The organism is Lyngbya sp. CCAP 1446/10, assembly GCF_026130175.1.
Lineage (GTDB): Bacteria > Cyanobacteriota > Cyanobacteriia > Cyanobacteriales > Microcoleaceae > Microcoleus.
In genome coordinates, this window is sequence record NZ_JAIGNI010000048.1 from 21,401 (window position 1) to 45,003 (window position 23,603).

At 46.4% G+C, this 23,603-nt stretch carries 18 protein-coding genes; 8 read left to right on the forward strand and 10 right to left on the reverse strand.

What is annotated here, in order from left to right; genetic code table 11:
• Positions 1–42: 42 nt before the first annotated feature.
• Both K4039_RS19290 and K4039_RS19295 read left to right on the forward strand, forming a co-directional pair.
• Positions 43–873 carry an HpsJ family protein gene (locus K4039_RS19290; protein WP_265237572.1) on the forward strand — a complete coding sequence of 277 codons (831 nt, stop codon included), beginning with the start codon at positions 43–45 and terminating at the stop codon, positions 871–873.
• 403 nt (positions 874–1,276) lie between these two features.
• Positions 1,277–2,194 carry a glycosyltransferase family 2 protein gene (locus tag K4039_RS19295; RefSeq protein ID WP_265237573.1) on the forward strand — a complete coding sequence of 306 codons (918 nt, stop codon included), beginning with the start codon at positions 1,277–1,279 and terminating at the stop codon, positions 2,192–2,194.
• 333 nt (positions 2,195–2,527) lie between these two features.
• Here K4039_RS19295 and glgB read toward each other — a convergent pair whose 3' ends face one another.
• The 3 genes from glgB to K4039_RS19310 form a co-directional block, all read right to left on the reverse strand.
• Positions 2,528–4,822 carry a 1,4-alpha-glucan branching enzyme gene (gene glgB / locus K4039_RS19300; protein WP_265237574.1) on the reverse strand — a complete coding sequence of 765 codons (2,295 nt, stop codon included), beginning with the start codon at positions 4,820–4,822 and terminating at the stop codon, positions 2,528–2,530.
• 405 nt (positions 4,823–5,227) lie between these two features.
• Entirely contained in the window at positions 5,228–5,899 is a 672-nt protein-coding gene (locus K4039_RS19305; protein WP_265237576.1) for a glutathione S-transferase family protein, read from the reverse strand.
• A 114-nt stretch (positions 5,900–6,013) separates the two neighbouring features.
• Positions 6,014–6,247: a serine protease gene (locus K4039_RS19310; protein ID WP_265237578.1), complete on the reverse strand. Its 234-nt coding sequence runs from the start codon at positions 6,245–6,247 to the stop codon at positions 6,014–6,016.
• 340 nt (positions 6,248–6,587) lie between these two features.
• Here K4039_RS19310 and K4039_RS19315 point away from each other — a divergent pair, with 340 nt between their 5' ends.
• Both K4039_RS19315 and K4039_RS19320 read left to right on the forward strand, forming a co-directional pair.
• Positions 6,588–7,172 (forward strand): hypothetical protein, encoded by a 585-nt coding sequence (locus tag K4039_RS19315; protein ID WP_265237580.1) that lies wholly within the window; start codon positions 6,588–6,590, stop codon positions 7,170–7,172.
• 203 nt (positions 7,173–7,375) lie between these two features.
• Positions 7,376–9,262 (forward strand): penicillin-binding protein 2, encoded by a 1,887-nt coding sequence (locus K4039_RS19320; RefSeq protein WP_265237582.1) that lies wholly within the window; start codon positions 7,376–7,378, stop codon positions 9,260–9,262.
• 210 nt (positions 9,263–9,472) lie between these two features.
• On the opposite strand, the gene K4039_RS19325 is transcribed toward K4039_RS19320, so the two are convergent.
• The 6 genes from K4039_RS19325 to hpsA form a co-directional block, all read right to left on the reverse strand.
• The gene (locus K4039_RS19325) at positions 9,473–10,033 is read right to left on the reverse strand and encodes a transcriptional regulator (protein ID WP_265237584.1); all 561 of its coding nucleotides are present in this window, start codon (positions 10,031–10,033) and stop codon (positions 9,473–9,475) included.
• A 333-nt stretch (positions 10,034–10,366) separates the two neighbouring features.
• Positions 10,367–10,705 (reverse strand): hypothetical protein, encoded by a 339-nt coding sequence (locus tag K4039_RS29835; RefSeq protein ID WP_321161632.1) that lies wholly within the window; start codon positions 10,703–10,705, stop codon positions 10,367–10,369.
• Between the two features lie 593 nt (positions 10,706–11,298).
• On the reverse strand, positions 11,299–11,961 hold the full coding sequence (locus K4039_RS19340; RefSeq protein ID WP_265237588.1) for a Tfp pilus assembly protein FimT/FimU: 663 nt from the start codon (positions 11,959–11,961) through the stop codon (positions 11,299–11,301).
• A gap of 58 nt (positions 11,962–12,019) precedes the next feature.
• Positions 12,020–13,093, reverse strand: coding sequence for a hormogonium polysaccharide secretion pseudopilin HpsC (gene hpsC / locus K4039_RS19345; RefSeq protein WP_265237590.1), 1,074 nt, complete (start codon positions 13,091–13,093; stop codon positions 12,020–12,022).
• A 63-nt stretch (positions 13,094–13,156) separates the two neighbouring features.
• Positions 13,157–13,852 carry a type II secretion system GspH family protein gene (locus tag K4039_RS19350; protein ID WP_265237592.1) on the reverse strand — a complete coding sequence of 232 codons (696 nt, stop codon included), beginning with the start codon at positions 13,850–13,852 and terminating at the stop codon, positions 13,157–13,159.
• Positions 13,853–13,854: 2 nt separating this feature from the next.
• A complete protein-coding gene (gene hpsA, locus K4039_RS19355) occupies positions 13,855–18,858 on the reverse strand; it encodes a hormogonium polysaccharide biosynthesis protein HpsA (protein WP_265237593.1) in 5,004 nt (1,667 codons plus the stop codon).
• Between the two features lie 554 nt (positions 18,859–19,412).
• On the opposite strand from hpsA, the gene K4039_RS19360 reads away from it, so the two are divergent.
• Complete coding sequence (locus tag K4039_RS19360) at positions 19,413–20,285, forward strand: hypothetical protein (RefSeq protein WP_265237595.1); 873 nt, start codon at positions 19,413–19,415, stop codon at positions 20,283–20,285.
• A gap of 111 nt (positions 20,286–20,396) precedes the next feature.
• On the opposite strand, the gene K4039_RS19365 is transcribed toward K4039_RS19360, so the two are convergent.
• Positions 20,397–20,885, reverse strand: coding sequence for a hypothetical protein (locus K4039_RS19365; RefSeq protein WP_265237597.1), 489 nt, complete (start codon positions 20,883–20,885; stop codon positions 20,397–20,399).
• 106 nt (positions 20,886–20,991) lie between these two features.
• On the opposite strand from K4039_RS19365, the gene K4039_RS19370 reads away from it, so the two are divergent.
• From K4039_RS19370 to K4039_RS19380, 3 genes are all read left to right on the forward strand, one after another.
• Positions 20,992–21,756, forward strand: a complete 765-nt coding sequence (locus tag K4039_RS19370; protein WP_265237599.1) for a sulfotransferase domain-containing protein — start codon at positions 20,992–20,994, stop codon at positions 21,754–21,756.
• 188 nt (positions 21,757–21,944) lie between these two features.
• Complete coding sequence (locus K4039_RS19375) at positions 21,945–22,145, forward strand: heavy-metal-associated domain-containing protein (protein WP_265237601.1); 201 nt, start codon at positions 21,945–21,947, stop codon at positions 22,143–22,145.
• A 323-nt stretch (positions 22,146–22,468) separates the two neighbouring features.
• Positions 22,469–23,584 carry a transposase gene (locus K4039_RS19380; protein WP_265237603.1) on the forward strand — a complete coding sequence of 372 codons (1,116 nt, stop codon included), beginning with the start codon at positions 22,469–22,471 and terminating at the stop codon, positions 23,582–23,584.
• The last annotated feature ends 19 nt before the right edge of the window (positions 23,585–23,603 follow it).

Here is a 23,603-nt window from a genome sequence, read left to right on the forward strand (position 1 = left end):
ATGTCGTTCAATCTAACGCTGTAGAATTATCTCACAGGAATTATGAAAGCAACTAACAGCCGTCAATTTTCTTCAGTAGCTGCTCGCACTCTCAAAGTAGTCGGGATTATCTTGATTCTCTCTGCCTTGCTTGACTGCATTGTTCTGTCGCTGCCGGGAGAAATCTCCGATATGAGCAATCGAGGCTGGCAGCTTGCCGCAGCAACTCAGATAGTTGATAGGGGTATTATTCCTTTGATGGGTATCGCCCTGCTAATGACGGGCTTTTGGGTGGACAGCAGCAGCGGAGTCTCTATTGAGCGGCGTAATGTTTGGGTTGACTTGCGATTCTGGGCCCTGTTGATTTCCAGCTTTTTAGGGCTAATTTACCTATTGCTGGTTCCCGTTCATCTTAACAATACTCGTTTGGAACTCAAGGATAATCTGGCTCAAGTCGAGAAAGAAGCCGGACAAGCCGAAACTCAACTAGAAGGGCAAATTAAAAGTGAGCAGTTTAAAGCTCAGGTAGAACAGCTCAAAAGCCAGCGCCGCAGCCAGATAGGCGCCCTGCTGCAAGATAACGGGAAGCTGCAAGAAGCACTCAAGAGTCCAGATGTTCCCAAGGAATTGAAAGCTGTGCTTCAGGAGTCGAAAAATGACCCGAAAGCCCTCGACAAGTTCCTAGAACAGCAAGCCCAAGAACTGCCAAATCAAGCTCGCAACGAGATTCGCACCCGCAAGCAACAAAAAGAGAAAGAATTGAGAACTCGATCGAGAAATTCGAGTTTGCAGACAGGAATCAACAGTTTGCTGTTGGCCATCGGCTACATTACTGTTGGTTGGACTGGACTCCGAAGTATGGGAATTCTGCGGTTCGGCCACCGCAAAAATTGACCTGCGCCAGCCCCTAGAACCCGTAAGTCAAGATATCTTGCGAGAAATACTTAATCTGCTGAACATAGCAACCGCGCCTGGCAGTTACGACCTTATTAATGACTGAAGCCATTGATTTTCTTGCATTTTCACATCGACTTCTTCCCGGTTTCTGCCCAACGCAGGGCGTTAATCCCCTCGCGTAGTCGAAGAGCCTTCTTCCTTCTTCCTGATGACTAATGACTGATGACTGGAGACAATGACTGATGACTAATGACTGATGACCAATGACTGATGACCAATGACTGATGACCAATGACTGATGACCAATGACTGATGACCAATGACTGATGACCAATGACTGATGACCAATGACTTCTTCCTTCTTCCTTCTGCTATAGTTTGCCCTTACTGAAAGCTGGGAATGTTCTCAATTTATATTCTGACTTACAACGAAGAGATTGATATCGCCGCTTGCATAGAATCGGCAATGCTTTGTGACGATATCATTGTAGTTGATTCTTTCAGCAGCGATCGCACCCTTGACATTGTTCATAACTATCCGGTGCAAACAGTGCAGCACCGCTTTGAAACTCACGGACGCCAGCGGACTTGGATGCTCAAAGAAGTAGAATGCAAGTACGAATGGGTTTATATCCTCGAAGCTGACGAGCGGATGACGCCTGCACTGTTTGCTGAATGCTTAAAGGCGATCGTAAGTCAAGAATATATCGGTTATTACGTAGCTGAAAAAGTAATATTTATGGAGCGCTGGATTCGTCGCAGCACTCAATATCCCCGCTATCAAATGCGCCTATTTCGCAAAGACCAAGTGTGGTTTACTGATTACGGTCACACTGAACGGGAAGTCTGCAATGGGCCTACTCACTTTTTGAAGGAAACTTACCCTCACTATACTTGCAGCAAAGGTCTTTCCCGCTGGATTGAAAAGCACAACCGCTACTCGACTGACGAAGCAGCCGAAACTTTGCGTCAATTAGAAGCGGGCAAGGTGAATTGGTGGGATTTAGTATTTGGCGCCTCGGAGGTGGAAAGGCGGCGCGCTTTGAAAGATTTTTCTTTGCGCTTGCCTTTGCGGCCAGTCGTGCGCTTTTTCTATATGTATATTTTACTCGGCGGATTTCTTGACGGTCAAGCGGGATTGGCTTGGTGCACGCTACAAGCTTTTTACGAATATCTAATTTTGCTCAAAGTGTGGGAAATGAAACATATGCCACTGCCAAATTTAGACGCAGTGGAGGAACAGTCTATTTCGGAAGTAATAACAGTTGAGCCGTCTAAAGTTTCATCTAATATTTGTGCGTCGGATACTCGTAGTTGAAAATTGGGAATTGGGAATTGGGAATTGTTGGGCGGAATGAAACGGAGGGTTGTTTTTTCACGGGGCCGGCGTATAAGGTGCGTCGCCATGAGATTTGCGATTGAATGCCAGAGATTAAAAATGGCTACAAACCCTACGATTACTGTTACATATTTTTTGAGAAATGGTATAAAATCTAAAATCTAAAATCTAAAATTCTGTAAGTTCCGTTAAGAATATGCGACACAGGAAAACAGAAGAAAAACCCGGTTTCTTGGAGAAACCGGGTTTCTGAATACCCTCAAAGTTTGAAGTTTAATCAAGTTTTGATTGTTAACTCAAAACTCTCACAACTTAAAACTCTTGAGATTTGGCTGCTGTTTTTACCCGATCGATCTTTAAGATCAACACACCCAAAGGTGGCAAACACAAGTCGATCGAATAAGCACTGTTGTGGAACCACCACTCATCAGTCCACTTACCCCCCAAATTCCCCATATTACTGCCGCCGTACTCCCGCGCGTCGCTGTTAAACAACTCCGTATAGAAACCCGGTTCCGGCACTCCTACACGATAGTGAGAGTGCGGTTGCGGCGTAAAATTGCACACTGTCACCACAAACTCATCGCCATCCTTCTCGCGGCGCACGAAGGCCACCACGCTGTGCCGATTGTCGCTGCAATCAATCCACTCAAACCCATCCTCAGCAAAATCTTGACTGTAAAGTGCCGTTTCGCTGCGGTACAAATGGTTCAAATCTTTAAAAAATAGCTTCAACTTTTGGTGCGGATCGAATTGCAGTAACTCCCACTGCAAATCCCCCCAAACGTTCCATTCATGCCACTGGCCGAACTCCATCCCCATAAACATCGTTTTTTTGCCGGGATGAGCAAACATAAAGGTAAACAAACACCGCACGTTTGCAAACTTTTGCCATTCGTCCCCTGGCATTTTGCCGATGATGTGGGCCTTGCCGTGGACGACTTCATCATGGGACAAAGCCAGCATGAAATTCTCGCTGTGGTTGTACCACATACTGAAAGTTATGTTGTTCTGGTGGAACTGGCGGAACCACGGATCCATGTGGTAATAGTCAAGCATATCGTGCATCCAACCCATGTTCCACTTGAGGTTGAAGCCCAAACCGCCTACATAGGTCGGCCAAGATACCATCGGCCAAGAGGTAGATTCTTCGGCGATCGACAGTGCCCCTGGGAAATAGCTAAAAATGACGTGATTTGTCTGACGCAGAAAATCTGCCGCCTCGATATTTTCGCGGCCGCCGTACTGGTTGGTCAGCCATTCTCCGGGTTCGCGACAGTAATCTAAGTACAACATCGAGGCTACGGCATCTACGCGAATCCCGTCGATGTGATACTTGTCAAACCAGAACAGAGCGTTTGATACTAGGAAATTCCGCACTTCGTTGCGGCCGTAGTTAAATACTAGGGTTCCCCACTCTTTGTGCTCGCCCTTGCGGGGGTCGGCGTGTTCGTACAAGTGAGTTCCGTCAAAGAAAGCCAAACCGTGGCCGTCTTTGGGGAAATGTCCCGGTACCCAGTCCACGAGTACGCCAATGCCGTTGGCGTGGCACTGGTCAACAAAATACATGAAATCTTCGGGTGTGCCGTAGCGGGAAGTTGGGGCGAAATAGCCGGTGACTTGATAGCCCCAGGAACCGTCGAAGGGATGTTCGGCGATGGGCAGCATTTCGATGTGGGTGAATCCCAAGTCTTTGACGTAGGGAATTAGCCGATCGGCCAATTCGCGGTAAGTCAAAAAGCGCGCCCCGGGATTCAGTTCCGAAACCGGAACGGCGGGTTCTATTTCCCCATTTAGCCCCAGGGCGGGTTCCCCAGCGCTGGCGTGCAGCCAAGAACCGATGTGGCATTCATAAACCGAAACTGGTTGTGTCAGTTGGTCTGTGTGCCGCCGCTGGTCGATCCAAGCGCTGTCGTTCCAAGTGTAGGTATCTAAGTCTGTGACAATTGAGGCTGTTTTTGGCCGTACCTCTTGCTGAAAACCGTAGGGGTCGGACTTTTCGTAGGGATGTCCGTCTTGGTTTTTCACTTCGTATTTGTAGTGAGTTCCGTAGGATAGTCCCGGAATGAATAATTCCCAGATGCCGTTTTGGGATTTCCGCATTTGATGTTTACGGCCGTCCCAATAGTTGAAATCTCCTAAAACTGAGACGTTACGGGCATTCGGAGCCCAAACTGCAAAATATACTCCTGTGATGCCGTCTACTTCGGTGAAGTGGGCCCCTAGTTTTTCGTAGATCCGATGGTGGTTGCCTTCTGAGAATAGGTGTTGGTCAAATTCTGTCAGTTTGGGCGATCGAAAGGCGTAGGGGTCGTAGATAAAACGATCGTGTTCCCCTTCTTTGACTCGCAATTGATAGTTTGCTAGTTCTGGGGTGTCGATCGTACATTCAAAAAAGTGAGGGTGATGCCCTGATGTCATCGGGTATTCGGCCCTGGCCTCTGGCAAAACTACCGATACTGCATCCGCATTGGGCAGATAAACTCGGACGGCCCAGAATTTTTTGCCATTTTCTTCGATCGCGTGGGGGCCTAGCACTTCAAATGGATCGTCGTGTTGATTTCCAACAATCCGGTTAATCTGTTCAATGGGGACTGTCGCGGGCATAAAACTACTTACCTCAATATTTTAACTAAATGGCTTTCAAAACCTAGAGCGACGCTGCACTTTACATTTGGATACATTTTTGATCGCTAATCCTACCACGCTCACTGCTCCAACGTGCGCCCTTGCCCACACAGCAGGCAATCTGATTGCCTTGCTGGCGGTCAAGCTGTGATTTTACTGCTAACGCCTAACATTTCACTATACAAATCTTAAAACAGATTGAAAAATATAAATTTTTCCCCAAATATCCTTGACTTTTTATAAACTGTGTGATATGTGATTCTTTTTCAAACTCTTGTCGATTCGTTTAACCAGGGGCGTGAAGGAGCCTGAGTTTTTGGAAGAACTTAATTTTGATTGATAGCTGGAATTTTTAGGCTTTGTTGATCGCCCGACAGGTATCTTTTAAAATCCCGGAGGCAGGGTTTCGCCGCAAACCTGGTGAATTTTGGCAATGCGATCCAACAGCCAAGGATACTCAATCCGGTATTGAGGAATCAAAGCTAAAGGACTCAGCAGGGCGGCAGCAGTGATATCTGCCACGCTCAAGGAGTCGCCTACCAAATAGGAACCATCCTGCCAGCGACGCTGCAACAGGCCTAAAGCAGCACTCAGGCGCAACTCGGCTAGTTTTGCCGAAGCGTGGTTAATGCCGAACTGACGACGCGCCAATTGAATCACTAACTGGCTCAAAACAGATGGGTCAATTTGCTTGCCCGCACCGGCGCGAAACTCGTAGTAAACAAATCGAGTGGCAATGCCGATGCTTTCATCGAGCCAGTCTTCGATCATCCAAGCCTCTGCTTGCAAACTCTCGTCTGCGGGCAACAGTGGCGGGGAAGAGAAGCGAGACTCGATCGAGTGCAAGATTTGCGTCGAGTCTGCGATCGCGAACGGTTGACCTTCAAGTTGAGGAATAAGTACCGGCACTGTCCTCAAACCTCCCGTTAGAGGCTTGAGTTTCAAAACGTGCAAGCCCGGAGTCAAATTTTCCACTTGAAAGGGGATGCCCTTGTAACCAAGCGCTAAGCGGACTTTGCGGCAGTAAGGGGAGGTACTAAACTGTAGTAAAAGCATCTGATAATAACACCCAACTTGAGGCCTAGACTGATGAGATGAAAAAATGCGAAGAGCGAACTATTTTTCACCCACTGGCTAGGCTCGTTGGGCAAACACTCCGGGAACCCCTAGTTAGGGCTTTTTAGGAGCGGGAGAAGGGGAAGCAGTTCCACCAGCCCCAGCTCCACCAGCCCCAGGAGTAGCCTTTGGAGATTCCTTCATTGCTGGAGCAGAAACAGGAGGAGTAGTAGTGGTGCCACCAGCAGGGGTGGGGCTAGCACCGCCACCGCCGCCTTCACCGCCGCAAGCACCGAGGGCTGCTGCAATGCCAATTACCAAAGTCAAACGAATTAAACCCTTGTTCATAAACACTCCTTAACATTCAAAACCCATCGCAAGGAAGGGAATAGTGTACTTGAGAAACAATGCTGGCACGAATAGATTGACGATTCGCTCGTTGATTACAATACTGCATTTATTAATAAATTTCACATTGATTCTGGCGAATCGGCAAAAAATTCCTTGTTTTGGCAAATCTAGAAGTCAAAGAGACCAGTGGTAGGATGGGTTGGTTGGTTAGTGAGGTATCTTTAGGTAAAGGATAACCGATCGATCCGAGATTTCCAGAAATTGGCGATCGGCAACCGAAAAAACTCCTAACCTCAATCAAGCTGAAGCTGCCCCACTATACGTATTGGTGAATTCTATGACCGCTGCTATCAGATCCCCAGATTCTCCTCGCCGCTCGCGATCGACCGGCAAGCCCACTACATACCCTGCCAAAAGCAAAGTTACTTCTATTGCCAGAGCTAGACGGGCAAAAACTGGGCCGGTATTGCCTAACTACTCGCCAGCCGACGAACAAGCCAAACCGCGCGCGGCAGCATCGGTGCTGAAAGTGATGCCCGATCGCCAGTCGCAGCCGATGTGGTTGCGATCGCTCCTGCGGATGGAGCGGGCCTCCTCAGCGGCAGTGGTACTGATTTTGGGTGGTGCTCTGACTCTCTACGGTTTGACTGTTTACGGCGAGCAGCGCTGGAGTCAAGAGTATCAAAAGCTGGAAACTCTGCGTCGGGGTGAACAGCAGTTGAGTGCTGCTAGCGAAGTCTTGAAAAACCAACTTGCTAAAGAAGCTGCAAATCCAGAAACGGGTTTGGCTGCTCAGAAGCCTGCGGACACGATTTTCTTGCGCCCGGCCCCGGAAAACCGATCGCCCGGTGCGGCAGCACCAAACTCCGAAGCACCTGCTCTCAAAAATCCATCAAGTGTGGCAACGCCACTGGGCTATTGAGGGGTCAACGCGGAGAGGGCCCAAGGGAACTGTCCGAGGGCCCGATAATTTGAACGGATAGCATTCGTGATTCGTCTGAAGGAATCGATCGCAAAGGTTTATGCAATTAAGAACTGCTTAACGGTCTGGGTGATTGCTATAAAATATAAAATCTAAAATCCAAAATCCAAAATGATATAAGTTGCTTTTAAATTTTTAATTTTATGAGCTATGATCCCCGTTTTGACCGATACAGATCGCCGAATTTTAAACGTCCAAAAGCGTCGAGCGATGGCGTTTGGTGGGGCAAACTGACCAAACCCAGAGTTGCGACTAAGGCTAGCAGCCAGCCCCGGCCGAGGCCACCGCTGGAACGTTTAAAACGCAGCAAGTTCCGCTTGTGGGCTGTGTGGGTGGTTTTGATGCTATCGGGGCTGGGGCTGGCTGTAAATTTGTTCTATTTGCAGGTGACGCGAGCTCCGGCGCTACGCAAACAGGCTCTTGAACAGCAAACTCTCAAAACGAAGCCGTTTGTGCCGAGACGCCCGATCGTCGATCGCACGGGGAATGTTTTGGCGATCGACAGACAGGTGTACACGCTCTACGCTCACCCGAAGTTGTTCAAGCACTCAAAGGGGGATATTGCTGCTAAATTGGCTCCGATGTTGCCGATCGAAGTAGCCCCTGGCAATACGGCGGAAACTGAACTGCTGCGAAGGTTTAATCTGGGCGAAAGCGGTATTACTATTGCTAGTTCTTTGGCTCAAGAGGTAGCTGATCGCGTGGAGCGGATGCAAATTAAAGATAGTCCCGTGGACGGGCTGGAGTTGGTACGGCAGCAGCAGCGTTTTTACCCGCAGCAGGAGTTGGCGGCGGATATTCTGGGTTATGTGGATGGGGAACAGAAGGGACAGGCTGGGGTGGAATACAGCCAGCAGAATTTGCTGGAACGATCGATGCCGTCGATCCAATTTAGTAAGTCGATCGATGGACATTGGCTTCCCGATCGCCTGACGGCGGGATTTGTGCAGCTTGATGACTTGAAATTGCAATTGACGATCGACAGTCGCTTGCAGCGGGCGGCGCGGATTGCTCTGAAGGAGAAAATGCTGAAATACGGGGCGAAGCGGGGCACGGTGATTGTGATGGATGCCCGCAACGGGGAATTACTGTCAATGGTGGCTGAACCTACCTATGACCCGAATCAATATTTTAATTTCGATTTGTCGCGCTATAAAAATTGGGCTGTAACTGATGTTTATGAGCCTGGTTCGACTTTTAAAGCGATTAATGTGGCGATCGCCCTAGAAGCCGGTGCGGTGAAACCTAACACTGTGTTTAACGACGAAGGTCGGATTTACATGGATGGCTGGACTATCCAAAATTCCGATTACAAACAAGTTGGTGCCCGCGGCCCTTCCACTGTTACGGAGATTTTGAAACATTCTAGTAATGTGGGGATGGTGCACGTCATGAGAAGTATGAAAGCTTCTCTTTACTATCAAGCTTTAGAAAAACTGGGAATGGGACAAAGTGCAGGAACTGATTTGCCTTTTGAAGTAACCAGTCAGCTTAAAAATCGCGAGCAATTTATTAATTCTCCGGTGGAAGTTGCTACTACGGCTTTTGGGCAGGGTTTTTCGATAACTCCGATGCAGTTGGTGCAGCTTAACGGGGCTTTGGCTAACGGTGGCAAGTTGGTAACTCCTCATGTTGTGCGGGGACTTTTTGATCGGGAAGGTCAAGCTTTCTGGAAGCTGCCGAGGGCTGTTGGGAAACAAGTTTTTTCGCCACAAACTACTAAGCAGGTTTTGGAAATGATGGAAACTGTGGTGGATGGTGGTACGGGGAAAGCTGCACAAATTCCTGGGTATCGGATTGCTGGGAAAACGGGGACGGCTCAAAAAGCTAATGCTGGTGGGGGTTATTCTGATAAGGCGATTATTACTAGCTTTGTGGGGATCATGCCTGCGGAGGCTCCTCGGTATGTGGTGCTGGCGGTGATTGATGAACCGAAGGGTGGTTCGGGGGGAGTTGTGGCGGCGCCGATTGTGGAGTCGGTGATGGAGACGCTGATTAATATTGAGAAGATTCCACCGAGTAAGAAGTAGGAAGTCGGTTGAATGGAGATGATTCGCGTGGGGCTGGTTCACCCGCATAAGTGTCTACTTAAGACTAAAGTCCTTTGGATCTGTCGTTCAAATCCGAGGCCTGATCCCCCTAAATCCCCCTTAAGAAGGGGGACTTTGAGTGCTTCTTGTGCACACCCTTCTTAACGGGGGGGACAAGAGTACATACAAGGGTGAGGTCTGGATGTAGTCTCAGTAGCAATATCTGCCGTCTTTAGCTGTGCGTTGTCTTTGGGAGGTGCGCTTGTGTCCTAAGAGAGTGGAGACGATGACGCAGCGATCACTATTTTTTAAATCGGGATGAGATAGTGTTAGGGTTCCTTTTGCTCGCAGGCTTGTTTGGCCGCACTCGTCGGTACTGTTATAAACGACGCAACCTCGGAAGTTGAACATTACCCGCCGAATTGTTTTTTCTCCTGTAGCTTTGTTGTTTTCATTGACGTTGAGCAGTGTTGTTTCATCGGGATTTATTTGAATTTGCGGTTCTAGGTTTTTCCATTGACTGGGTGGTACTTGGGCTGGGGTAATCTCGGCTGGGTGGACTGCTACTTGTAGGTTTTTTCCTACTTCTTTGAAGCTAGTTTGCCATGAAATTTTGTCGCGTTTGGCGTTGCTTAGGGCTAATTCCATTGCCCAATAAGCCCGATCGACTGATAGCTTCAAACGGTGGTTGTTGATGAACATCAGCCAACTGGGAGTGACGATCGCACTAAACACTCCTATGATTAAAATAATTATCAATAACTCAACCATTGTAAAACCGGCGGCAGGTGCAGTGGCTCTGCTTTTGAGCGTTTTATGTATTGACACGTAGATGCACTCCTTGATATTTAGCTTGAAATGAAAAATGGCTAGGAGAAACTATTTTTGATGGCTCGATTTTAACTTTTGAGTTTGGTTATTGTGTAGATCGGTATTTACTGAAATTTTATACCTATTTAAACAAGCTGCGGGTAAGGATACGGCAGTGCTGTTTCTTGAAAAATATTGCCTGTAATGTATATGCTGCAAGGGACAATCTAGTCAGGACACGGCAGTGCTGTTTCCCTACAGTATCGCCTGCAATGTATATTTTACAACAATACGTTAGTCGGGACACGGTAGTGCCGTGTCCCTATAGAGATCCCGCAGCGGATCAATGGCGGGTATTGATTCGATCGCCCTTTGGGAGAAATCGCCCGATCGGATCAATGGTGGGTATTGATTCGATCGCCCTTTGGGAGAAATCACGGGTATTGATGCGATCGCCCGGTGTGGATGAGAGTCTGCGGGGGTTGCTAAATTTGCGATCGTACTAAAGCTCGAAAGGTTTTGATAGCGACGTTTCTGCTGGCTGTTTTGCTGCGTTCGATATACTGGGGATGAGATGGGCGATCGGGAAGTTGGGAAACTGGAAACTGCGATCGGCCTTGATGTATTTTCCATCTTGGAAGACACTGATTTGCAGGTTGTGGCCGTTGTAGCGCCCCAATTCGGGAATTCCTAATGCTGCGTAGTTGTTGAGCTGACTGCGCGATGTGATGTCGATTTCTATGGCTAAATTGGGATGGTAATCTGTGGCTAAGTCGATGCGATTTTTGCCTCGGACTGCGGCTGCGTTTTGGATGTAGAAACTGTTGTCTGCTTCTACTCCTTGAGCTATTTTTGCATTTTTAAATGTGGTTGAGCCCAGCGGTCAAAATTATATATCTAGTTCTTTGAGGAGATTTTTTACTAAGTCGCTAATCAGAAATTTGTTAACTTCGTGTTCCATGCACGGAACCATGATTTCTAAGGTTCGGTTGCTGTATGAAAGTCGGGATGAGCGCTTTTATCCCAGTTCAGCTAATATGGTTTCAAACATCTGCCAGGTTAGGTCTTTTGGCTGTAATTAATTTCCTGGTTGGACTGTTATTTGTTTGAGTTCTAGCTGCATAGTTTGACTCTTTTAATGGCATTTGAAATATCAAATAATTTATTTTAGTATTTTTTAGCAATTCCGAATTTATGCGGAATCGCTGTTAGAGATTATAAAATATCTAGGGAACTGCTGGACAACCCTCTTTTGTAGTATTGTTGTATTCTCCCTCAGCAGTTCTCATTCCTCCTAGGAGAGTTTCCACAATTACGCACTGCTTTGTACCGCCACCAGCAGGAGCAACTGTGACCACAAAAGGTAAATTTGGATTGTTTGAATCGTTTGGATCGACTATACCGTTATAACTGAAAATAAGTGAGCTAGTAGTAGCAGGGGTACACACACCAACAGGACAGCTAGCAGCAGAAAGTTTAATTTGTCCTTTTTTAATTTCGCCTCCAGCGTCGAAAGTCACTGTTTGTATAGGAGGGCTTGGGGCTGGAGTTGCTGTGGTGTTAATTGTAGCTGTTGGCGGGTCAAAAGGAGCAATATTATTAAAGAATGTAATTAATCTATCGCTCTTAGTTCGCTTAGCTTCGCTTTGTGCACTTCGCAAGGTTTGCAAAACTCGATCGTTGACTGTGCGGACTCTTTGTCTGTTGATGAATGCCAGCCAACTGGGTGCGGCGATCGAAGCAAATATACCTAAAATCAGGACTACGACCAGCAATTCTATAATAGTGAACCCTGCATCGTTCTTTTTGGATGCAGTTTTGTGGAAATTCGGGCGGGCTTTGGCAGCAGAGTTATGCAAAAGTTTTAATAATATTGGTGGGGTTTTCATAGTTTTCTCCTGTTGTTTTTTCGGCGGGGGCGATTCGGAAATGTGTTTCAGGCATAAGTTACTTTCCTCGCGCGCCTAGACCTTGTACTTGCACGGTTGCTGTTGGGAAAAATGCCGAATTCTCGGTGCTGGAAGCAACATTACTATCTTGAAGGCGACGCAGGCTATTTCCCCTGATAGTAACTCTGGCTATGTTTTTATCTGTATCTACACAGGCGTAGAAGCTATTTGTATCTATTGCTGTAGGTGAGTCAGTTACTCTTAGCGTTGTCTCATCTAGAAATTTTGTTGCATCTTTTGGGTCGGTAGGATTACCCAGAGCAGTCTTGCATTGAGCGCCTGCTAAGGACACTTTAGTGTGGTCGATGTAGTTAACCAGTACCTCTGGATTTTTCCCCCCGGATTTCTTATTGCCCAGTTCCGTCGCAATTGTCACGTTTTTTGTGGGTTCAGTCAATTCAAAAGCTTTATTAAAAGCTGGATCTGGTTGTTGAGTATCTTTTGTATCACTAAGGTTGTAGTAAGGAAAATTCTCATCTGTCGCAATCGCGTAAGGGTTTCTTACTCCATCCCTAATTTCATAGCGGGCAATACGGGTAGGACAATTGACTACTGCTCCTGAAGGCTGACACCAAATAGAGTTTGTAGTATCTTTAATCTGGTAGTAAGCAACTAATGATAGTACATAGGTGTCATTGCATTTACCTGGATTAGTGTCACATTCGTTAGGTTTTATTGAATTGTTAATAGGAACAGAATTTTTGATCTGCTGCCGCTTCCAAAATACTAGAATTGGACTACCTGTGGTTTTGTCAGGAGGAGGAGGAAGTTGATCAGTAGCCCTAATAGCAGTGATTCCTGCATTATCGTAAATATAAATAGCTTGGCTCAAATCTTGACTAATGAAATCAACGGCCGCCTGAATGTCTTGCTCGGTGTTTGACTTGACTTGTTCCCTCCTGTCGGTATTTAGCATATCGACTACAAAGGCGAGCATCGGGGTGATGATTAAAAATGCCATGATCGAGCCGACTAATAGCTCTACTAGAGTCATGCCCTTTTCGGTTTGAGCTGGCCCTGAGCGGTTTCGTTGGTGCTGAGTTTTGAGAAGCAACCTGAGTAAATTTTTCATTTTGACTGTTTCCTTTGTCAAAGGGGGGAGCGATTTTAAAGTTAATAACGGGGACTTTGATTGTTACTTACAGCCAATGGTTCGATCGCACAAAGAGCGATACGCTGACGAGCCTCCTTGCGTAGTAGGTGGGATTTCTGTCTGCATTACCACCAAAGGCGCTTGAGGGTTGCCTAGCGCGGAATTAGCAACTGATTGCTGTTTGATTTCCATAGACTTCCCAGAAGAGAAACCATCGGCTCTGTAAACACGAACTGTTAAAGAATAGCCCGTGTCTGTCGTAGTAGCAGAGGGAAGAATACCCTGAACGTAAAAGTCTTTTTTGCTACTATCAGCACAACCGGGCGTTTCATCTAAGTTAAAACAGTACAAAGCAGCGGAGCTTGTGGGAGCGACTGCGGCGTTGGTAGGAAATCCCGGCTGGCTTGCGGGCGTTGAGCCACTTGGTCGAATGGTTCCCGTTCTGAGAGCATCAATATAGGATTTCGCCGCCTGTGTGGCCAGTTCCACCCGCCGCGCTTGGACGCGAGTTGCTACTGAAAAGGCCATCACGGGGGCGATCGCGATCATCAGCACCGAAACTACAATCATCGCTACCAACGACTCGATAATCGTGTAGCCACCATCTCGTGACTGGGCTTTTTGGGCGCATATGCCAGATTTAGTCTCGGCCTGGTGGTCGCTGAATTTTGTTTCTGCCTTTGCGCCGTTCAATAACGCGGGCTGGGAGTAGGTGTTGTCTGTTAGTAGTTTATTCATGATTAGGCACCTGCTTTAGATGTGCAGAATGAATTTGGGCGCAAATCGTCACTGACGGCTTTCGGCCCCGTCTTCGTAGGGTCAGGGTCATTGATGAAAGCACACATCAAAGTTTGTACCCAATCATCATTGCGAGGTACTTCTCTGAAGAATTCAGCCGGTTGAGTCTTTGTGCTAGGAGTCGTAAACCGTTGGGTAAACAAGTCCGGTGATTGAGATAATAGCCCCACATCAAAACCCCAATTCCGGTTGGGCGGACTAAAGAAAGGAACTGCACCGGCAGCGTTAGCAATCTTGTACCTATTAGTCTTTATAGTATCTTCATACCAAATATTCACGCCTGTCGGAGAAAAAGCACTGCGCGTAGAATTCCCTAACAGCGAAAAGTAGGGTGCGGTACTATAGGCACTGCGATTTAACTGGATGAATGCACCTAAAATTTTGGTATCAATTCCCCCCTTTCTCCAGTTTTCTAGGAAGCGGGGCAAGTTTTGCATACCGCCATTAAACTCGCCTGTTGTGCCATTTATATTCCGTGAAGGAACGTCCCCTGACCCAACTATGAGATTGAATACTTGAGTCTTCGTACCTTGAGGTATTTGTAGCATCCACTTCGTGTCTTCGGCGATGCTACCTTCAACTGGGAGAGCGTCTGTTGCTGGAGAAGTATTTGTGGCGCGGCTGATTTGCAACACCGGCATTAATAGCGGCTGCTGCGTTAGATCATCTGTAATTTTTGGTACTGTCTTCTCCCCATCTATGAGTTGAAATTTACTGGTATCATCTAAAGCTGTTACTCTATTCAGAAAAAACAGGGGGTTTGTATTACCGAAATCTAGAGGGGGGGTATTAGTTGCTGAGGCAAACCACAGAGAGTTAGGCTTTCTGCGTGGCACTATGCTACCTGAAGTATCAAAGTCCTTTATGTTACCTGAACCTGAACCCTCAATCCCTAGAACTGTTACTTTAGTATTGCTTGCACTAGCTAAATCATCACTTGCAGTTCTTTGGAAAGCAACTCGACGAGGAAAGCGTTGCAATTGAGTATCAGGAGGATCAAATGTTGTTCCAGCTTTGTGAGTACCGCGATCGTAAGGTGTACCTATAGCAATCGCCGTGGCTCTTAGTTGTGTTGCAGGAGTTGGATCGACATACCAATCAGTTGCCTTACACTCAGAAACAGGCAACTTTGTGCAGACTTCCATTAAATACTCTGGATAGTCTCCGCGTCGCTGAATAGGAGTGACAAAGTTATTGAAGTAAGAACTATTCAGACCCTTATCATCAACAGTCCAATAGTCTTTGTCTGTCATAGTGCTGGAATTGTCAACAACGCCAGTAATATTAAATGCGCCGCTACTGAGTCCATTCGTAACAAAGTTGTTGTTGTAGAATCCTTGATTTCTGCGAGGGACAACTGCTGCGGTACCGACATTATTTCTGAGGTCAAAATCTCCCTCATTGCGGAAGCCTTCACGGAAATCGCCAGAAAGTAAGGTGACAGCATCCCCCAGCACCGTTGCAGGCCGCCAGTCGTCACCTCCGCAAGGAGGGGAGAATCTGGTGTCGCCAAGGCGACAAGCAAAGTTCGTATCGAGTGTGCTGCGGGTGTAGAAGTTGCTCCAAGTTGGATCAAGAGGTTGCGTAAACTCTTCTTTGGTGTGTTTGTTAAACTCTCCTTTGATATAAACTGGCAAATTTGATACCAGGGTGAGGCCTTTTTCTTTGACCACATCTTCCACGCTGGTCACTGTTGCAGGGGTAGCACCACCCCGGAACAGCTTTTCTCCATTGATCAGCATAATCCCGTTCGGGCGACGGGTAGGGTCGAGCCGAGAGTCTGTGGGACTGACGGTTTTGCTGGTATCTTCATCAAATTCGCCCGTAGATTTGGCTTGTCGATCGCTGCGATCGGGCAGCGCGTCGTCTCTGGTAGCATAAATGATGCCACTATATGGTAGGAGATACTCTTTACCACTAGCATTTTTAGGCCCTGTAGGGGATGGGGTAATTGTTGCCGTGTCACCCCTCATAACACCTATATCCAAAACAGTAGCCCGAATTTCTAGGGGTTGCCGTTCTTCCAGGGCGAGGTCGTATTTTCCTGATAATTTGGCTTTTTGATTTCCTGTTAGGGGACTGCTGAGAGTAAATGTTTCGTCAACAGTGGTAATTGGGTCGTTGCGGTCTATGGCCTTAATGTCTCTCCCATCCAAAAATGCCACTTCCTTGATCGCGCCGTCAGGAATATCACCACGAATAGCAGACTTAGGAGCCAAGGTGAAAGTGGGCGTACCCAAAATGCCAAAGGCGCACATTGTAGCGTCAATGGCTGCGTTATCCGCCAAGGTGCGACTAGCTGGAGCCTTCAGCAGAGCATTTCTTAAAGGCTCATTAGCAAAGCGACCGTTAGGGAAAACATAATTTGCTTGTTTCTCTAGGTCGGAGTCCCCGCCTCCTGCCAGTAAGCCGGTGATTGTATCTGGTGCTGAAGCAGCGCCGGGTCTTCCCTTAGTTGGACGGCCGTAAACTACCCCGTTGTTTGAGCCGATTAAAAGGTCGCGCGTCCCTGCTCGCACAGTCGTCGAACCCGGTACAAAATCCCCGCTGACATCTGGAAGCGTCGTACCGAAGTTTCTTGCTGTTGAAGAGGTGCTGGGGTCGTAATAACTGCTGATGCAGGCAATTGGGGTTTGACCTGGATCGGGTTTAGTTGGATCGTAGGCATTATCTGCATAGTGATAAACTGCCGTTGCTCGCATCCGCAAATCGCCCTTGGCATACTGCTTGGTGTTGGGGTCAATTGTAGGAGTAATTGTTGTGGTCAGAGATGTGGGCAAGTTCCAATTGCTAATACTAGGAGGAAGGCTATTGTTATAGACTTGTTGCACTCCTAGTACAGGCGACATGGGCATCGTATCGGGCCAGACAATAGGGTATTTCTCTTGAACTGTAGTAACGGTACCAGTTGCCGGATCGTCGTAGGTCGATGATGCTTCTACCGGAGTTGTTCTCGGATCGTCCCATCCAGGCGGGGGTAGAAAAGAATTCACGCGCTCGTAAACTCCGCCCCCAGTTACTAGCCGCAGACCGCCCACACCATCCACAGCAGTTTTAGGTGCTTCGGCCGCTGCTAGTTCCCAGAATCCCGCGCGGTCTGTCGATCCCACGTCAGCCAGTTGCGTCACGCGAGGGGTGCGAGTTCGATTTTCTGTAGTGTCGCCTCCATCCCATTTTGTTGACCCGTCAACTTCTTGCGGTGTTGTTCCGATAAATTTGTTCGGTGTACTGGTATCATCCCACCGCTGAGCGGGTAAGTTATTGCCTACTTGGATGCGATCGCCTAAAAAGAATTCTTCTGTGGGAGGGTCTGGCTTTTCCGGGTTTGTCGCTTGTAGATACTTTGGATCAATCTCGATAGTACCCGGCCCAGAAGTAACTCCCTTTAATGCATCACCGTTAGGCAGGTTCCACGCATCTATAGGACGCAGAGTATCCTTACTTTCTACGATCACCGTAGCAGAATCATCCGTGTTGGGAACATAACTATTGCCTTCCATTGCCACTTCTGCAAAAGGTACTTTCCGCAATTTATCTTTAAAGTAACCTTCCAATGCTTGTTTACGGGTGAGGGAGATTTTTCTATTTATGACTGAGGTTGGATCTTCGGTCTCAGCTTTTGCACTTTGTTGCTTTACTAGCAAGGAAAGGCGATCGGCATAGGCTTTATTGTTGTAAAGTACATCTAACGCAGTGTTTTTAACAGAGTCTGTGGATGTGCTAATTGTTGGAGTTATATCTGGAGTATTACCTTTTTTGAAAAAGTGCACTCCCACATCCTTACTGACAGCACTCAGCCCCCCATTAACTACATTGCCGCTAACAATTATCTTGCTGTTTTCTTGCTCATAAAAACAAGAATCTTTGCTGCTTACTTGAAATAAATCCAAGTTCCCACCTGCGGTTATAAGCAAATTGCTATTGGTGAACATCCGCCCGTTTATACGCAAGGCAGCCCCGGGAGATATTTCCAAATCATCTTCATAAACCACCGCATTATTGCTGAGGGGAATGCGACTTTGGTCTTGCTGATACTCTAGTGCAGAGAAGCTTGTAGTTCCTTTAAACTCTTCGTGTGTGTTAGCATCCAGCGCCGCTAAGCCCGTCTTCGTAATAGGCATATTAACTGTATAGACAAAAAAGCTTTTTTTCAGCTTGCCTTCGGATTTATACCAACCTGAATCGCCTACCAAACTAGCGCTAGTACCAGCCGCCGCGGCACACTTCGGATCAGATATTTTCCCGGTCATCGGTGGAGTTCTTGCCTCTAAAGGCTGTCTTGCTCTGATAAAAGTCCCTGCATCTGGAAAATTCGTTTTGCGCTCTGGACTGCGGAAGTAAACACCATAAAGTGTAAAAGTGTCAAACTTGCCGTTATTATCCGTATCAACCGCATATCTCCATGCAGTATTTATCTGTTCGTCTTTTTCTGCATCGGGGAGCGCAGCGTTAGGGTCAATGACTTTATTTCCGTTGAGGTCATACTTAAGTCTCAGCCGCGTTTCATCACCGAAGGTATAAATATCTTTAGGAGAAGGAGCCTGAAGAGAATCAGCAGCCGACATCATCCGGTACATTTCATTGTCGGAGGGAGTAGCCGTCGGTCTTTGCGGGTCTTCTTTCAGCATAAACTGAATTTTTGCTTTCGCCCGATCGATCGCCGGAGTAGCAGCCGCCAGCACCTGCTGGTTGACGCGCACGTTGCGAGCCGTATTCGCCCGATCGAACGATCGCAAAGTAATCGCCACCGTCAACAAAATAACTACCAGCAACACCATAGTCACCGTCGGCAGCACAAACCCCGCCACCGGCAGTTGTGCCCTGCGGCTCATAGCCATCAGTGCACGCAGCATTGCTCTCATCAGCCGATTTGCCCCGGATCTGGTAACACCAGCGATGCGCCGCAGCAAAGATACGATAACTCTGGATAATTTGCTTTTAAACATTGACGCCTTCCTGAATAATTTCAGAGCTGGTATTGCAGGTAGATACTGCTCGACAGTACGATCCCATCTTTATAGTTCCCATTTTCCACAACATCCATATCAACCCTTGCACAAATTCACAAAATATGTATTTTTGCTGAAAAATAAAACCGACAAACCCGCAACGGGACTCCCCGTTGATATATTTTCCCCGAAAGATTTGCCCCCGCAAGGATTTGGGTTCGGGAACTCCACTCTAGTCTAGTTCAATGATATTGTAAGTGTCCAGAGACCTAGTGAGTTCGATCGCCAAAAAACAGCGATCGCGATCACATCGCCCCAAACGCCCACTTATAGCAAAGCGGGTTAATTTACCTCTTTTTGTATCTTGAGCGCACCCTTATATTCTTTTGAGGGTCAACAAGAGTGAAGGTAAACAGCGGCGGGCTTTGTTCGTGTAAGTGCGATGTTCCTGCATCAGTATTGTTAAAATAATATAGATAGTTGTAATATTTTTTATTTCAATGGCTAATAGACTCCGCCCAATTTTAAGTTCTTTCTTGATTTGTATTTTTTTGTTGAGCCTCTATCATACCTTAGTTTTAGGTGGAGTTGTGTTGCCGAGTGATGGAATTAATGGGCCGCAGAGCAATACTATCAAAGCTCAACGTTACATTTACAATCAAAAATCAGATCTAGAAATGGTTCTGGTAGGAAGTTCAATAACTGCACGGATTAATCCTGAATACATCAGCCCTCATGCCGTCAGTCTAGCTATGCTAGGAATGTCTAGCCAAACTGGTTTACAAATAATTGAAAGAGAGAAGGTTAAACCAAAATTATTATTAGTAGAACTAAGCGAGACTATTTTAAAAGGGGAAAAATATAAACCAAGTCAGGATTTTATTGAAAACATTTACCAACCATTGTTTTATTGGATTCGTTTACATTTTCCAATGTTTAGACAAGAATATCAGCCCGTCAATAGCATAGTTCAATCATTGATTAAAGCTGGGACAAAGGAAAAAAAAGTTTTATTTCGTTTTTTGGAAGAAGCAGATAGCACTCAAAAATCGATCGATTCAGAATTAATAGAAAAGCTAATTCAACAGCAAATACAAGCCAAAAAATATCCTATGTCTCAAGGAGTAAAGAATGCAATCACTGAAGAATCTGAATACATCAAAAATAAAATCCACAAATTGAAAAATGTAGGAGTGCGAGTTGTTCTCATGGACGTACCTAACGAACAACGAGTCAAGGACACAATCCTGGAAAAGCAACTACGAGAATTATTTCGAGACCTTTTTCCCGAAAATATTTATGAGTGGCTACCAGAACCGCCGTCAAGAGAGTGGAAAACTAATGATGGGATTCACTTAGTTACATCGAGCGCGAAGGAGTATGCTAATTTTTTGAGAACTCAATTGCTGAAAACTGCTCAATAGACATTTCCCAAACATCAATTGCTCGATCGAGGAAACTGCACTGCCGTGTCCTCCCACCCATCGCGCGATCGCCCTTGATGTATTGTCCAAAAGTGCGATCGTGCACAAATATCAAGCAGCAGCCGTAGCATTTGCTTGCAGAGGCTCGATTTCCTCCGCTGTAGCGTGACGGCGCGCGTCATTAAAGCCCCAAGCAAATAACCAATCGGGGTCAGCGTGTCCGCAGCCGATCGAATATATCTGACTGTGCTTAAAATACTTAAAAAACTCCTGACACTTTTCGTCAGTCATTAGCGACTCATCTAACGGCAAATCATGAATCAGCGCATACAAATCAAATTCATCTCGCTCTGGATTCCATTGATAACGCAATTGGGGACTGTAACCCAGTTCGCTCAGCTTTGCCAAAGCCTGATCAGAGTTAGCATAGCCGTCTAATCGAACACGGTTAAGACAAACCACTACCTGAACGTGGCGGTACTTTGCTGGTGTTAATCGATATTCAGTCATCGCGGGTGTATAACCTCCAGCTAGTAAAGCTTTGATGGCTTTTGACTGCAAAAATCGCTGTTGTTGGGTCGATCGACCCGACGCACTCAATCACCTGAGTTTAACTCATCCAGTAGCCGCCATCTGTAAGCTATATTTATCAACAGTTCCGCGCCCAAATCAACACCAACCAAGCGCCAGATATCATTACCAACCCATGAAACAACCCTCCAAACCCCCCGATTTCATCATCATCGGTGTCCAAAAAGGCGGCACAACATCCCTGTACAACTACCTAATCCAACATCCCCAAATCGCCCCCGCCGCCCAAAAAGAAATCCATTATTTCGACCTCAACTTCGACCAAACCCCCGACTGGTATTATTCCCAATTTCCCCAAGCCCAAAGCGGCGAACACCTGCTAACCGGAGAAGCCAGCCCCTACTACATTTTTCATCCCCGCGTCGCCCAGCGCATCCACGATTTATGTCCCAAAGTTAAAATCATCGCCCTGCTGAGAAACCCTGTAGAGCGCGCAATTTCCCATTATCATTACTACATAAAAATTGGCTACGAATCGCTATCTCTCGAAAGTGCGATCGCCTCGGAACCCGAAAGACTCCAAGGCGAAATCGAAAAAATCCTAGCGAGCCCAAATTACGAAAGTTACAACCACCGCCACCATACATATCTCAGCCGCGGCCTCTACGCCGACCAACTTCCAGCCTGGATAAAACTATTTCCAAAATCACAACTTTTAATCCTCAAAAGCGAAGATTTGTATACAAATCCTGGCGGCACATACAACAGCGTGTTAGAATTTCTAGGCTTGCCGCCCCACGAATTAGAAACCTACGAAAAATACAATTCCAACCAATATCCGCCCGTGAGCGAGACAGTATACGAGCAATTAAGGGCATATTATCGATCGCCCAATCAGAGATTAGCTCAATTGTGCGATCGAGACTTCGGCTGGGACTGAAATCATAAATCCGACAGGGGTTTAAACCCCTGCCGGAATTGCACCGAAAGCGCACTGCTGAGACGGCAAAAAGCAATGCCTGAGTCTCTACCCGCAGCTAAACTTTCAAAAAATCTTATGAAAACCAACCGAAATAAGGTTAAAATAAAGGCAGAATAAATCCTGCAATCTACAATACTGGTTTAATTATGGCACTCAAACTTCATGTTCCGTCGATCGTCTGTTCCGGCTGCGGAACCACTATTACCGAAGCCATCAAAACTGTTGAATCCGATGCGAAAATCGATGTAGATATAGCAGCCAAGACTGTCACCGTGGAAGCTAAAGCCTCGGAAGAGTCTATTAAACAAGCTGTGGTTGCTTCCGGTCACACTGTCCTCGAAGCCTAATATTAGGATCAGCCCTAGTTTCTAGTCGGGGCCGTTTTAAACATAATCCCTTACATGAATCTTGGGTTGGGGAGGGCGAGTTTACAAATATTCTCGATGTGCGTCATAGATATCGGTGAACTCGCCGCTACAGAATCCGCGTATACAGAAATTGCCAATGACTACTGACTAATTTAACTAGCGTGAGTGGGAAGTCCCGCGCTCTACCTGTACTCAGGTGAGCGACGGGATGAAAACGAGCCAGAAAACAAATTGAGCGACAGCGAGTCAATTCTATCTATTTGAGCTATGAGAGTTTAATCAGTATTTGGTGTTCTCGATAAATGTATAAAGCATATAAATACAGAATCTATCCAACAAGTGAGCAAGAAACCTTGCTTGCAAAGTCTTTTGGCTGTTGCAGATGGTTCTGGAATTATGCCTTAAATCTTTGTCAAGAGACATATAAGAATACTGGTAAGGGATTAACTAGAGGGTATATACAAGGATTGTTGCCCAATCTCAAGAAAGAATATGAATGGCTAAAAGATCCTTATTCTCAATGCTTGCAAGTCGTGGCATTGAATCTATCGACAGCCTACAAAAACTTTTTTGATAAACGCGCCATGCTGCCTAGATTCAAGTCTAAGCATGGTAGACAGTCGATTAGTTATCCCCAAAACATCAAATTTGAAAATGACTATATCAATCTACCTAAGATTGGTTTGGTACATTGCAAGCTGCATAGAAATTTTGATGGAGCTATTAAAACTGTCACAGTATCTCGCAACCCTGACGGTAAATACTTTGTTTCCGTTCTAGTCGATACTTCGACTACGCTCAGCACATATGATGGCAAAGATCAAGCCGAATCAGTACCAATTAATAAAGCGGTTGGGCTTGATCTGGGATTAACTCATTTTGTAATTACCAGTGATGGCTCAAAGTTTGATAATCCGAGATTCTTGGTCAAGCATCAAAGGAACCTAAAACGGAAACAGCAAAAGCTATCCAAGAAAAAGAAAGGTAGCAACAATCGCAATAAAGCCAGATTGAAAGTGGCGAAAGTCCACTCCAAAATTGCCAGGTGTCGCGAAGATTTTCTGCACAAACTATCCCGCAAGGTAGTAAACGAAAACCAAGTTATTGCAGTGGAAAATCTCAACATCAAAGGCATGGTACGGAATCATAATCTAGCCAAAGCGATCAGCGATGTTGGCTGGGGTATGTTTCTCACGATGCTTAAATACAAGGCTGAGTTTGAAGGAAAGATTTATATCGAAATTGATCGATGGTTTCCTTCATCCAAGACTTGCCATGTTTGCCTAAATCGAGCTGACAATTTGACTCTTGATGTTAGGGCATGGACTTGTAAGCATTGTGGTACGCACCATGACCGCGATGTAAATGCAGCAATCAAGTGCGATTCGTTCAGTCGAAACCGAGAAATCGGGGGATGACTGGCTTCTACAGGGTAAT